Origin of the sequence: Haloarcula sp. CBA1122 (genome assembly GCF_009741785.1) — an archaeon.
Classification (GTDB): domain Archaea; phylum Halobacteriota; class Halobacteria; order Halobacteriales; family Haloarculaceae; genus Haloarcula; species Haloarcula hispanica.
Window position 1 is genome coordinate 1 of sequence record NZ_WPCB01000074.1, and the last position, 12,639, is coordinate 12,639.

The following is a 12,639-nucleotide window of genomic DNA, read 5'->3' on the forward strand; positions in this document are numbered from 1 at the left end:
TAGTCGCCGACGGCGTCCAGCATCGCGTCCTCGCTGTTCGAGAGCACGAGCGGGGCGTAGACGGCAATCGATCCCTCGAAGCCGGCCGTCCGGAGCGTCCGCACGTCGCGGGCCGTCGTCCGGGAGAGGAGTTCGTACTGCGTGCCCCCGACCGCCAGCGCGAGGCGTTCGATGCCCTCGGTGCCGACCCAGGGGTCGCTGGCGTCGTCGACGGCCGCCCGCAACCGCGGTGCGACGGCCCGTTCGGCCTCGTCCTCCGAGAGATACGCGCTGTGGCCGGCGACCAGTACGTGTCCCGCACCGGCCGGCAGCGCGTCGAACCCGCTGTCGTCTCCCAGCGGATCGAAGCCGTCGGCCCGGACTGGCGTGGTGACGCGTACGTCGGCGGTCGACGCCAGTCGTTCGATAGTGTCTGTCTCCGGGACGTGAGACGCCCCCTCGTAATCGATTGCGAGCGTCTCGATGTCGAGCCCCGTCGCTCGGGACACGTCCACTTCTGTCGGCTTGAGCGCCACCGCGTCGATGCCGGCGGCCGCCAGTGTCGCACCGGTAAGCGTGGTCATCCAGTACGCGATCAACGTCTCGGGGTCGCAAAATCCTGTCGCTCTCGGCCCTACCACAACCCACTCTGTGTCACTCAGCTTCGTCGCGCACGCTCGGCGGGAGGTCGTCGTCCGGCTCCATGTAGCGGTCCGGCTCGGGCGGCATCCGCCAGTCGGTTGCGAGTTCGAGCAACTGGACGAGCATCCGCGCCGTCGCGCCCCAGACGGTGTAGCCGTCGACGTAGAAGAAGTGGAGCCGTATCTCGCCGTAGTGGGGATGGTCGCGGTGTTCGGACTCGTAGTTGTCCAGGTCCGTCAGCTCCGACACCGGCAGGGGGACGATCTCGGCGACTTCCTCGTCCGAGGGCAGATAGTCGCGGTCCGGGATCCGGCCGACGAACGGGCGCACGGAGTAGCGCGTGATGGTCCTGATGTCGTCCAGCCGGCCGACGACGTTGACTGCCAGCGGGTCGAGTCCGATCTCCTCGTTGGCCTCCCGGAGCGCCGTCCGCAGCAGGTCCTCGTCTTCGGGTTCGCGGCCGCCGCCGGGGAACGACATCTGCCCGGGGTGGTCAGACAGGTGGTCAGCGCGTTTCGTGAACAGTATCGCCTCGCCCTCGGGTCGCGTGACCACCGGGGCGATGACGGCGGCCTCCTGTGGCTCGTCGTCCACGACGACTGGCTCGTGGGCCGCGACCCGGTCGAACTGCATAGCACATCGTAGGTACCCGAGCGTCTTAATTCGGGTGGCTCACTCCTGCGAACTAGCCGATTTAATGGTGCAGAATACGGATGTCGGGCTCACACGTCGTCCAGACGGTCGCGGAGGCCGTCCATTTCAACGCTCTCCCAGGCTTCGATATCGTAGCTCACGTCGAGCAGTGTCTCGACGCGGTCCTCGTCGCTGTTCTTCACTGCCATTACCGCGTCTTCTCGGAAGCGGGACTTGACGGCCTCGATGACGGCGTCGCGCGCAAGGTCGCGGGACGGTACGTCCATGATGTGCGGGAGATCGGCCGCGCCGTCGGGCAGAGCCGGGAACGCGACGGGGCCGACTACCAGCAGCGTCTCGTCTGTATCGGCGGCGTGGTCGTCGACGGCGACGAGGTGATACGAGTCGATAGCGCCGTCGATGGCCGCCGCGACCGCGTCCGGGTCGGCGTCGACGCCCTGCTTGAAGGCGAGTTCGCCGCAGGCGTCGACGAGTTCCGCTCTGGTGAGCGAGCCGAAGAGGTCGACGACGCCAGCCAGCTCGTCCGGTTGCAGGTCCATACAGGTGACGCGGCACCGAGCGGCTTCAGCCTTTAGGCTCGGGCTGCGCTCGGCAGGCGACCGTCGAGGTGCAGCGACACCATCGCAACGAGGACGACGAGCAACGCGATTCCCATGCCGCGAAGCAGTGTCGGAAACGTGACGCCGGCATCAAGCAGTCGGCCGACGAGCGCGCTCCCGGGGGCCTGCATCACCATCATTCCCGCGCCGTAGGTGGCGTAGGCGCTCGCGCGGTGGCGGTCCGGGAGCGAGCCGAGCAGGTACGCGTCCACCGCCGGGAAGATGCTGTGGATGACGTAGCCGACGACGACGCTGAACGCGGCCAGCGACCAGAATCCGGTCAGTGACGGGAGCACCAGCACACAGCCGGTAAAGGCCGCCAGAATCGTCAGGAGATACGGAATCGACGGGAGACGGTCGGCCAGCCGACCGCTGACGTAGAAGGCCGGTACGCCGGCGCCGAACGCGAGCAACAGCAGCGTTCGACCTAACCCCGCGGACAGCCCAACGCTCGTGGCGTAGGTGACGTAGAAGTTGAACAGTCCGTTCCAGACCAGGCCCGCGACGCCGATGGTGGCGACGCTGGTGACGATGATGTGCCACTGGGCGCGCGCCGCGCCGAGGAGGTCGCGGTCTTCGCTCCCGGCGTCGGGGAGTTGCGAGCGTCTCGCAATGAGCGTGAACGCGATGGTCACCAGTCCCGCGGCGACCGCTATCCCCTGCAGCGCGGTCCGCCACGTTCCGACGATGAGTACGAACGAGATCAGCGCCGGCGCGCCGACGGCGGCGAGCTGGGAAGCGACCCCATGTTGCCCGAGGGCGCGGCCGGGCCGCTCCGGGTACAGTTCGCTGACCAGCGTGTTCGCCGCAGTCAGGTAGACGCCGCTGGCAAGCCCCATAGTGAACGCGCCGACGAGCAACAACGTCGGGTCGAACGCGAACGCGGTGAACGTCGTCCCGAGCGTCAACACGACACCGGAGCCGAAGATGACCTTCGCCCGCGATATCCGGGTCAGCAGGACGCCGGTGGGAAGCCTCGGGAGGGCGCTCCCGGCCCAGGCCATCGTTGCGAGCAGTCCGAGCGTCGCATCGGACGCACCCGTCGTCGCCCGGATCGGCTCGATAAGTGGTGCAAAGACGACTCTCGCGAGGTTGATGCAGAACACCATCCCCAACAGCGAGCCGAAGATACGGCGACGAGACACGACCGGTGATAGACCGGAAGCCATGAACAACGTTCCGGAACGCCGCCACGGGGTTTTTACACGCGGGTAGCACACTGGCAGGTATGGACTCAGTGAGGAAGGCCCTCCGGGCCGGCGACGTCGAGAAGGACAACTACGGACGGCTCTCCTGTACCAGCTGTGACGAGCCGCTCGCGACGGAGAACGACCCGGACGAGGTCGGGAAAGTGCGCGTCTGCCCCGAGTGCGACGGTAAGTGGAAGGAACTCAGCTAGCTACTCGAAGACGGCGTCGAACGCGTCCGCACCGAGCGGCTCGTACCGACCGGCATCGACGTTCTCCCGGGCGTGCTCGACCGAGCCCGTGCCGACCAGCGAACAGGTCACGCCCGGCGCGCTGCGTGCGAAGTTGATGGCGCGCTGTGCGCTCGTCTCGCCCGAGAGCTTCGCCGCCACGTCGTCCGGGACCGCTGCGGCCAGCTTGCCCTGCATGATGGATGCGCTGGTGAACACGTCCAGCCCGGCCTCGTGAGCGAACCACAGCGCCGACTGCGCCCCCTCCGCGCCGTCGTGGGATTCGACGGTGAACGCGTCGGCCATCGAGACGTTGAACGGCAACTGAATCGCGCGGAGATGCGTCGCCGCGTTGCCGACCGTCTCTGCCGCGGCGCGTGCGCGCTCGACGACCTCGGGCAGCGAGAGATAGCTGTCGTGGGCAGCGGCCACGCGGAACGCCTCCCACGTCGCGACACCGTAGTACTCGATGTCGCCGGCTGCAGCGCGCTCCTCCAGTCGCTCGAAGGTCGCCTCTAGCTGGTCGTACACCGCTTCACGGGACTTGGACTTCAGTTGTGTCTCCGGATTGTGGACGTAGTAGAGGTCGATGGTGTCCAGCCCCAGATTCGCGAGCGAGCGGTCGACCTGGTCGTCAATGTAGTCGGGCGCGATGCAATGCTGGCCCGCGACGAGGTCGTCGCGGTCCACGATGCCGGTGTCGAGGTACTCCGACCGGACGAACGCGCCGGGGTCCGCCGGGCGCTCTCCGTCGAACGGGATGAACCCTCCTTTCGTCGCAACGGCAATCGCATCGCGGTCCACCTCGGCGTCCGCGACGGCGTCGCCGACGACCCGCTCGGAGCGCTGGTGACGGTAGTTTATCGCCGTGTCGACGACGTTGATGCCGGATTCGAGTGCCGTCACGATAGCGTCGTGGTAACTCGCGTCCCGCTCGTCGGTCGGGTCGCCGAGGTACGTTCCGATGCCGATGCTGGAGACGACGCCGTCGCCGAACCGCCGGTAGAACGTGCGCGCGAACTCGTCGTGGTCGTCCCGGTACGCCCAGGTCGCCTCCCGTGTGGCCATACCGGGTGTTGGTCGGGCAGTGACAAAAGGACAGAGATTCACTGGAGTCGGCGACAGCGCAGGAGTCGCCTGTCACAGTTCGCCGCTCATCGCATCGAACACCCGCTCGCGGAAATCTTCCCGGGAAACGCCGTTACTGGGGCCGAGGCCGGCCATGTGCTCGACCGGGACCTTGCCGCCGCCCATCCGAGCGTGGCCGCCGCCCTCGGCCATCGGGATATCGTCGACGACGGCCTCTATCGCCCGGCCGATGTGGACCCGGTCGTCCCGCGAGCGCCCGGCGATGCGCATGGTCCCTTTCTTCTCGCCGACAACGACGACCGCCGAGACGCCCTCTAACGTCTCCAGTTCGTCCGCCGCCTGCGGAATCGCGTCCGTGTTCGACACCTCGCCCACATCACTGAACGCGTAGGGCGCTCGCACCTCTCGTTTCCCGATGGCTCGGGATTTCACGTCGAGGACTTCGGCGTCGACCTGCGGGTTCGCGATGCGGTTGAGCAGGTCGCTGTCCATCCCATCGTAGAGGTACGCGGCAGCCGCGAAGTCCTCGGACTTACACCCGTTGGTCAGCGACCGGGTGTCCGACTGGATACCGTACATCAGCCCCGTCGCCAGCGCACAGGGGATGGTCTCTGCCGGTGACGCGTCGATATCGATACCCCCGTTCCCCTGTGTGTCGCTGAACTCGAACTCCAACTGATTGAAGTAGCTCGCGAAGATGGTCGCACAGGCCCCGTAATCGGACCGGATGTCCGTGAACTCGTCCCCGCTGCCGTTGCCGGGATGGTGGTCGATGACGGCGACCGGTTCTATCTCTTCGGCACCGGGGAAGCCGCGTGCCGTGTTGTGGTCGACGAGGACGACTGCCTCGCCGTCGATGTCGTCGACAGTCTCGATGTGGTCGAAATCCAGATCCAGCACCGTCTGGAAGGCCCGGTTCTCCGGGCGGCGTATCTCCCCGGGGTACAGCAACGACGCTGACGTATCAGTGCCGGCGACGAGTTGGTTGACGGCCAGCGCGGAGGCCATCGCGTCCGGGTCCGGGTTCGGGTGCATCAACACCGCGATCCGGTCGTAGCCGGTCAGCGTCCGACGCAGTCGCTCGCCGGGCGTTCGGCTGAGATACCGACGCAACCAGATGCCGGCACCGAGGAGGGCGAGAAGAACCACAGCGACACCAGCGACCAGCAGGGGGTTCTCGCTAGCGAACGCCGCGGCGGCGTCGATCTGGAGTCCGCCGGCGGCAACGCGTGTCATACCACGCTGTTCGCCAGCCTATCAGTAATAAAGTTCGCCCCCGATACAGCTAATTTTGCCGGTATTCCCGGACGGCGTCGCGGTACCCCTCCCGGAAGGTCGGGTACTCGAATTCGTAGCCCAGTTCCCGAAGCCGATTGTTCGAGCATCGCTTGCTCGTCTGGATACGGCGCTTCGCCGTCTCCGAGAGGCTGTCGTCGGCCAGTCGTTCCGCTGTCGTCTGTTTCGGCGGGAACGGGACGTCACACTGTTCGGCCAGCCAGTCGGCGAATGCCCACTTCTCGACGGGTTCGTCGTCGACGACCAGCACGACTTCCTCCCGGTGGTCTCCCGTCAGCAGGTGGCGCACGGCCCCGGCCGCGTCGGCCCGGTGGACCATGTTCAGGTAGCCGGCCGTCACCGGTCCCTCCAGGTACCGCTCCAGTCGGTAGCGGTCCGGGCCGTACAGGCCGGCGAAGCGAGCGACCGAGCCGTGGCCGCCGTGTTCCACGGGGCGCTCACGGGCTACGCGCTCTGCTTCGGCCAGTACCTCGGTCTTCTCGGTCTGTGGGTCCAGCCCCGTCTCTTCGTCGACCCACGCGCCGTCGTGGTCGCCGTAGACGCCGGTGCTGGAGGTGTACACCAGTCGCTCGGGCGGGTCCGCCCGCGACCAGAAGTGGTCGATAGCCGTCCGGAGTCCCTCAACGTACACTTCGCGGGCGGCCTCAGCTCCCCTGCCGCCGGAACTCGCGGCGAAGACGAGCCAGTCGGCGTCCGGCACCGCCGACAGCGACTCGGGGTCGGTCACGTCGGCGCGGACCGCTTCGAAGCCGGCGTCCTCTATAGCTGCGATGCCGTCGTCGGACCGGCGAACGCCCACGACCTCGTGGCTGCTCCGCAACTGCCGTCCGAGTTCCAAGCCGACGTAGCCACAGCCTAGAATGGCGACGCGTTCCGTCACCGCTTCTCCCCCTCGATGTAGCTGTGCAGGAGGGCGTACTCGGCCAGTGTTATCGGGTAGCGACCCTCGATTTTCTGCTGGATCTCTTTCGGCTCCAGTTCGTCGTCGATGCCGGAGGCCAGCGATTCCACGTCCATTACGGCTGTCGTCATCCCCATCAGGAGGATGTCTTGCGCCTCGGCCTGCAGCGCGTCGGCGTCCGGCCGGTTCGGGTGGGTCGCCAGGACCGAGACCGCCTCATCGAGCGTTCGGTCGCCGATATCGCTGTCGGCGAACGCTGTCACTGTCGCTTGATCGAGATCGGTCTCGGCGACGATTTCCTCGATGCCGACTGTCTCGACTGTCTCGGCCAGCACAGTGCTGTAGGCCGCCAGTAACTCCTCGTGGGACTGCTCGCCCGCGTCCGGAAACTCGCCTCGAAGCATGGGTGTCGGTATGGCCCCGGGGTATTTCACTTCCGTTATGCGGCCCGGGGTCAGGTACCTGCGTGCGGCCACCCGCTCGATTCCTCCACGGCGGTCCCGCCCTTGTCACCGACCCCGCGCGGTTTGGGCGGTACCACGACGACAACGCCCGTATCGGCGCTGAACGAGACGCGGTCGGCGGTACCCAATCGCTCTGTCGATCCGTCGTCGTCCACGTCGAGCGTGACGTTGTGCCCGTCACGCGCATAGGTGGTCCGTGCGCCTGGCTCCCTCGGCGGGCCGTGACTCGCAGAGACGGCGAACCTGGCGTACTCGCCCTTGACGGTAACCCACCAGATGTTCGCCGTCGCGTACCAGGGGGTGACCGGCGGTGCCAGCGGGAGGCCAGCCGGCAGTTTGTCCGTTCCGAGACGCTTCTTCGCGAACTGCTGGACCTTCTGTTCCCCTGCGTTCGCCAGCGCTTTGCTCAGTTCGTCTTTCGCAACGGACCGTACCGCCGAGGCCGTCCCGTTTGTCGACTCCAGCGTCGGTCTGGTCGCTGGCGTGTCGACTGAGAGCAGCGTCAGGCGGAGACGGTCGCGTTCGACCCGCGTGAGGTTCAGCCGGGCACCGGCGACGTGGGCGACCCGCTCCTGCGCGGAGCCGTTGGTCAGCGCCAGCGCTCGGGCCGCCGGTGTGTTCCACGGCGACATCGCTTCAGCGACAATGGCCTTGCTCTCGTCCTGTTCAGCTTCGGTGTGCTGGGAGACTGCCAGCCAGAGCGTCGTCGTCAGCTCCTCGTTGGCCGCTTCCACCTCCCGCTGGAGCGCATCACGTTCCGAAGCGAGCGTGGCGCTCGACTCGTCTTCGAGGGTTTCGTTCGCGGCTGCGAGTGCGTTCGCTGCCGTTGCAAGGCGCACCCTATCGCCACCCTCGAACGCACCGCCAACGACGGCGTCGGCGGCGTCGCCGTAGGGGACCGTGAACACGTTCGCGTTCCGCGCCACCAGCGGATGCTCGCTTCCGTCCAGCGCGCGATACCGACTCTCGTTCAGTTCGGCCAGCGTCAGATACGGCGTTTGCGTATCGACCCGCGTCCTGACGGGACCGGCCGGACCGACCGGGACCGGGCGTGACCGGGGGACGCGCGTCTCACGGGCCGTCAATCCTTTCCGGAGGGCACGCAGCGACCCCTCGGTGCGTTCCGTTAGCTGTGCGTCGACTCGCTTCCGGTTACTGTCCCGAACCGAGGCCTGCCTATCTAGCTCCGTCAACACTGCATTCAGATAGGTCAGCCGGGCCGCGGCGCGGGCCTTCTGGGCCGTACTGTCGTAGGTGTCCGGCACGGCCGCGAGGTCGGCACGGCGCTGTGCGACCCGCTCCCGAAGTTCCCGCGGGGGATTCGTCTCGAAGGTCCCGACGCGTCCGCGCTCGACGGTGACGGTCGTGTTGCGGATTGGCTCCCGTAGAGCCATCAGGTCCCGATACACCCACTCGTGCAGTTCCGGTGGTCGGTCGGCCGTCACCGTCGCTTCCGTCCGGCCCAGGCTGTCGTCGACGACTCGCTCGGCGGTCTCGTCTCTCCCCCCGGCGTGGCCGACGAGCCTGTCCATCGCTTTCGGCTCCACATCGGCGAGGTTCGACCCGTTCAACGGGCTTGCGCTGGCGTCGTGTGCGGTCCGAATCGAGCGGTTCGGTGCCACTGAGCGGCCGTGATGGCGGCCGACGACGGCGACGGTCACGCGATAGCGCGCGGTGCTCGACACAGTCGTGCGCCGACGCACTGACCCGTTCTGCCAAACGGCGGTCCGCGTGTACTGTCGCTCGACGGTCCGGCTGAACGTCTCCAATCTGTGCCAGCCGTCCGGCGTCGCAACACCCCCGCTGGCGTTCCCGACCGCCTCAACGGATGTAGTCGTCCGGTCGGCGACTAGTGTCCACTCGCTGCCCGGCGAGGCCGGCTTCCCCGGCGGCCCCCCGCCCAGTCGGTGCTCGTCGACTTCCAGCGCTACCTCGACGGTGTACGCGTCTTCGAGCGTTTCGTTGAGCGCCGACGGCTCGGTGACGGACCGGAACGCGGTGTCGGCCGTCTCGTTGACGCCGATGGTCATCGAATCCCCCGGGCTCGGACTGGCCGTGGACTTCGGGCGCGGCGGCGTCTCGCTGACCGGTTTGTAGTCGGCCTGATCGAGCACGTCGCTGGAGACAGCGGAACCCCTGCTCCCCCGAACGACGTCTTCGATTCCCGTCATCGCTGTCGCCTCTGTCAGAGCACGACGACCGGCGGGGTCACTCCGCCCGAAGGTCGACCGCTGGACGCCGAGCAGTGCGCCGTTCGTCGCCAGCGAGACGTGCCGGTTCGCGACGACGTTCTCGACGCCTGCGCCGCCGTACTGGGCATATCCTCTCGCCCACGCCATCGGGTACAGCCGCGCTGTCATCCGCTGGCTCAGGCCCGGCTTGTCCAGACCGTTGTTCAACCGCGTCTGGTAGGTTGACACCTGGTCGTGGAGCATGAGCGCCTGGTTCGGAACGACGACGGTCGGCGAAACCCGCCGTGTCGAGACCACCGCTCCGTTGCGCCGAACCGTCAGAACGATATTCTCGACCGTCGCCCGCATCGCGGTCTCGTTCGGCCCGGCGCGTTCGACCGAGACGCGACGTTTCGCAGCCCGGAGGTCGCTCGCGTTAGAAACCGTCGGCAAACTGGCGGTCACGGTTACGTCACCGCTTCGGCCGGTGACGCGCTCCAGTCGGTCCGCAACCCGGAGATAGGCGCGGATTCTGAGCGAGTCCCGGAACGCCGTCGAGCCGTTCAGCACCCGGCCAGTGGGCGTATCGGCCAGCGTGACGACCGGGTTCGCGGCCGCCTGCCGGCCGGCTGTCGAGACGCCGTCCCGCACGGCGACCTGCGTCTCCGCCGTGGCCTGATTCAGCGCCCGCTCGACGGCTGTTTCGCTCGGGGCCGGCTCGCTAACGAACGTCGGGGCCAGCGTGAGGCTGCTTACCAGAAGGAGGACGCCGAGCAACGCGAACGGGATCCGGCCGCGGGTGTCGTCCCTCACGGAGACCACGTCCTGACAGTGACGCGGACACGGCTCACTCGAACGGCGCGGGCGGCGTCCGCTGGCGAGTCGTACCGCGACCGCATGTCGGTCCGAAGCCGGGCGGCGAGCGCCGCGGTCAGGTCGCGGTTCATTTCTGTCGCCGATTGCTGCTCAACGGCAACGCTCGCCCCCGTCAGGTCGGCCATGCGCTCGTACCGCGCGGCCAGCAGCACGTCCGAGGGGTAGTCGCCACGGAGAGCGTACCGCGACTGTGTCGGCGGGAACAGCCCGTCGACGACGCTCCGAGCTACGACCGTCGCCACGCCGTCGTAGCCGCCTGTCTTTGCTGCTTCACGGGCCGGCTCCGAGACGGCCTCCATCCCGCTCGGAACTGTTACCGTCGCCGCCCGAACGTCCACGCTGTCAGGGGGCCGGTCGCCGACACGGTACTCGCCGCTGACTGGCGCACCGGGATACGGTGCCCAGGTGACACGGACGGACGTTCGATGCCCGCGGCTGTGGAGTCTGTCACGCGTTGCCGCAGCGACTCGTGACTCGAAGTCCGTGCCGGCGCTCGATACCCGTTCGCCGTCCACGGTGACACCGCTCATCGCCGCCTCACCGAGCAGTTCCGCGACGGTCCCGTGACTCGTCCGCTGCCGTCGCGTGGCGTGGTCGGGTGGCCTGTGGCGGTCGGACGGTGGGACGAGCAAATCGTACTCGACGCTCGCGGTGCTCGTCGCCAGCGCCGACGCTTGCTCGGCCGCAGGGTTTGGGGTTGCTACCGGCTTTTCCACCCCGACACCGCTCACGAGAGTCCCTGCGGCCGCACCGACGAGCAGAAGAAACACCGTCACGTCGGCGACGGCGCTCATGGCTCGGGTCATCGCCACACCCGAACGGTGAGCGTTCCCCGGCGGACTGCCCCCGGCCCGACCTGCACGCTCACTGTTCTGGTTTCGGTGTCGGCGCTGCTCGGTGGCTTCTGGCCACTGCTCCATCGCCCGCCAGCCGTCGCCGTGATGGTCGCGTTCCCGTGGTAATTCGCCGGCACTGCATCGAGCGCGGTGTCGAGCGCGCCGGGCTGAACGATGCCGGCCGACGAGAGCCGCTGTTCCACAGCATCGGCGGTCGGGGTGGCGATATTGCGGTCGTCGTCGAGCGTTCCGAATGCTTCGTCTACTACGCCGGCGTACAGCGCCACGCCGAGCGTGACGGCGAAGACGGCGACGAGTGCGGCCAGCGGCTCTGTCGTCGCTCTATCCGACGATGGTGACATCGGTCCCTCCCCAGGCGACGTGCCTGACCGTCAGTCGGTCGGGGGCCGGTCGCCACCCGTCGTCACCGGCCCGAGTTTGGCGGGTGTCCCGACGGAAGGCGTCGGGCGAGTCGTACACCGCCTTCGGTCGCTCACCGTTCAACACAGCCTGTAGCCGGTCGGTCCGCGCCGGGACAGCCGCTCGGATCAGTCGTGCGGTGGCTGTCCCGCCGTCGTTGCGAAGGCGGAGGTCACGCCCGTTAAACCGCCACTCCGTAGCGACGACTCGTCGGTGTGCGACGGACCCGGGCGGGCTGGTGGTGACCTCATCGATAGTTGCGGCTGTCGCCGTCGCGTCCGGCGGTGCGGTCGTCGGCAGGCCGACGACGACGCCAAGAACGGCCACGCTCACCGTTCCCAGACCGACCCAGAGGTACAGCGTATCGACGTACGTCTCGAACATAGAACGGCCTGGCCGCGGCCTCCGATTTAAACACTCAGACCAGCAGCCCGGTAGCGACCACGGCGACGAGGAAGGTGGCCGTGGCCGACAGGAGCGCCAGACCGGTTCGGTAGCCGACGAGCGCCCGGTCGAGGCCCCGGTGCAGGCCCGTCGACAGCGTCGTCAACAGGACAGCCAGGACGAGAACGTACCAACCGACGACCGGTCCCAGCAGCGCGCTCGGAACGGTGGCGAACTGCTCGCCGCCGACCATCGACCCAGCCAGCGCGACGGTCGCACCGCCGATCAGCGGCCCGAACAGCGCGGCGGTGTTCGACAGCGTTTCGGTTATTTGCGAGAGGTCGCGACGCGTCTCGCGCTCGATGGCCCGGAGCGCGTCCAGATGTTCTCCCATCGTCGTCACGGACTCCCCTGCCGGTGGCCCGATTGTCGCGGCCGTATCCAGCAGCGTCGCCACCCGACGGGCCCGATGGCTCGGAACATCAGCGAGCGCGCCGCCGGGACCCAGAAACGCCCCCTCGACGCTGGTGCCGAGACGCTCCTGACGCGCGACGGCGGCTTCGATGACGGCGCTGGTCGGTTCGGGAGTCTCGTCGACAGCCTCGACGAGCGCGGCTTCGACTGACTGGCCGCGGTCCAGCCGTCGACCGACGGCAGACAGCGCGTCGGGGAGGCCCGCTTCGATGTCGGTGACGCGGTCCCGGACCTCGGCGACGGGTCGGTAGTAGCTGACGAGCGCGCTCCCGACGCCGGCCCCGAGTGCCCCGATAGGAGACGCCCACGCAGCGACGAGCGCGCCGGCAAGGAGCCACCCCCCGATTCCGGCGACGATGCGACCACAACTGACGGGAGTGCCGATGCCGGCACGTCCGGGTGGCTTCGCGGGATTGTCGCCGGCGGGAACGCGACCG

The 12,639-nt window shown here is 67.9% G+C and carries 13 protein-coding genes and 1 pseudogene; 1 reads left to right on the forward strand and 13 read right to left on the reverse strand.

The genetic code is table 11. The features are described from left to right. The 4 genes from GJ630_RS18215 to GJ630_RS18230 all read right to left on the reverse strand — a co-directional run. On the reverse strand, positions 1 to 563 hold a 563-nt coding region (locus tag GJ630_RS18215; protein WP_191450628.1), incomplete at its 3' end, for a luciferase. 70 nt (positions 564 to 633) lie between these two features. Beyond that, positions 634 to 1,254: a CoA pyrophosphatase gene (locus GJ630_RS18220; RefSeq protein WP_014041071.1), complete on the reverse strand. Its 621-nt coding sequence runs from the start codon at positions 1,252 to 1,254 to the stop codon at positions 634 to 636. Between the two features lie 89 nt (positions 1,255 to 1,343). Continuing rightward, positions 1,344 to 1,814, reverse strand: a complete 471-nt coding sequence (locus GJ630_RS18225) for a hypothetical protein (RefSeq protein ID WP_064288852.1) — start codon at positions 1,812 to 1,814, stop codon at positions 1,344 to 1,346. Positions 1,815 to 1,846: 32 nt separating this feature from the next. Further along, entirely contained in the window at positions 1,847 to 2,983 is a 1,137-nt protein-coding gene (locus tag GJ630_RS18230; protein WP_044951980.1) for an MFS transporter, read from the reverse strand. A gap of 119 nt (positions 2,984 to 3,102) precedes the next feature. Between GJ630_RS18230 and GJ630_RS19715 the strand changes: the two genes are divergently transcribed. Further along, complete coding sequence (locus GJ630_RS19715; RefSeq protein WP_004517187.1) at positions 3,103 to 3,273, forward strand: HVO_0758 family zinc finger protein; 171 nt, start codon at positions 3,103 to 3,105, stop codon at positions 3,271 to 3,273. Here the strand turns inward: GJ630_RS19715 and GJ630_RS18235 are convergent, their stop codons facing one another. The 9 genes and pseudogenes from GJ630_RS18235 to GJ630_RS18275 form a co-directional block, all read right to left on the reverse strand. After that, positions 3,274 to 4,359: an aldo/keto reductase gene (locus GJ630_RS18235; RefSeq protein ID WP_191450630.1), complete on the reverse strand. Its 1,086-nt coding sequence runs from the start codon at positions 4,357 to 4,359 to the stop codon at positions 3,274 to 3,276. A 72-nt stretch (positions 4,360 to 4,431) separates the two neighbouring features. Beyond that, positions 4,432 to 5,616, reverse strand: coding sequence for a bifunctional oligoribonuclease/PAP phosphatase NrnA (locus GJ630_RS18240; protein ID WP_014041067.1), 1,185 nt, complete (start codon positions 5,614 to 5,616; stop codon positions 4,432 to 4,434). 49 nt (positions 5,617 to 5,665) lie between these two features. Next, positions 5,666 to 6,556 (reverse strand): SDR family oxidoreductase, encoded by an 891-nt coding sequence (locus GJ630_RS18245; protein ID WP_064288854.1) that lies wholly within the window; start codon positions 6,554 to 6,556, stop codon positions 5,666 to 5,668. Further along, positions 6,553 to 6,981, reverse strand: a complete 429-nt coding sequence (locus tag GJ630_RS18250; protein WP_191450632.1) for a DUF5791 family protein — start codon at positions 6,979 to 6,981, stop codon at positions 6,553 to 6,555. Before GJ630_RS18250 ends, GJ630_RS18245 begins: the two co-directional genes overlap by 4 nt. Before the next feature lie 50 nt (positions 6,982 to 7,031). Then, positions 7,032 to 10,034, reverse strand: a complete 3,003-nt coding sequence (locus tag GJ630_RS18255; protein WP_371727902.1) for a hypothetical protein — start codon at positions 10,032 to 10,034, stop codon at positions 7,032 to 7,034. Then, positions 10,022 to 10,894: a hypothetical protein gene (locus tag GJ630_RS18260; RefSeq protein ID WP_174878660.1), complete on the reverse strand. Its 873-nt coding sequence runs from the start codon at positions 10,892 to 10,894 to the stop codon at positions 10,022 to 10,024. The genes GJ630_RS18255 and GJ630_RS18260 overlap by 13 nt, the downstream gene beginning before the upstream one ends. Then, positions 10,891 to 11,286, reverse strand: coding sequence for a hypothetical protein (locus tag GJ630_RS18265; protein WP_014041062.1), 396 nt, complete (start codon positions 11,284 to 11,286; stop codon positions 10,891 to 10,893). Before GJ630_RS18265 ends, GJ630_RS18260 begins: the two co-directional genes overlap by 4 nt. Then, the gene (locus tag GJ630_RS18270) at positions 11,267 to 11,728 is read right to left on the reverse strand and encodes a hypothetical protein (RefSeq protein WP_014041061.1); all 462 of its coding nucleotides are present in this window, start codon (positions 11,726 to 11,728) and stop codon (positions 11,267 to 11,269) included. The genes GJ630_RS18265 and GJ630_RS18270 overlap by 20 nt, the downstream gene beginning before the upstream one ends. A gap of 34 nt (positions 11,729 to 11,762) precedes the next feature. Continuing rightward, a pseudogene (locus tag GJ630_RS18275) lies at positions 11,763 to 12,639 on the reverse strand (type II secretion system F family protein); the annotation flags it as partial.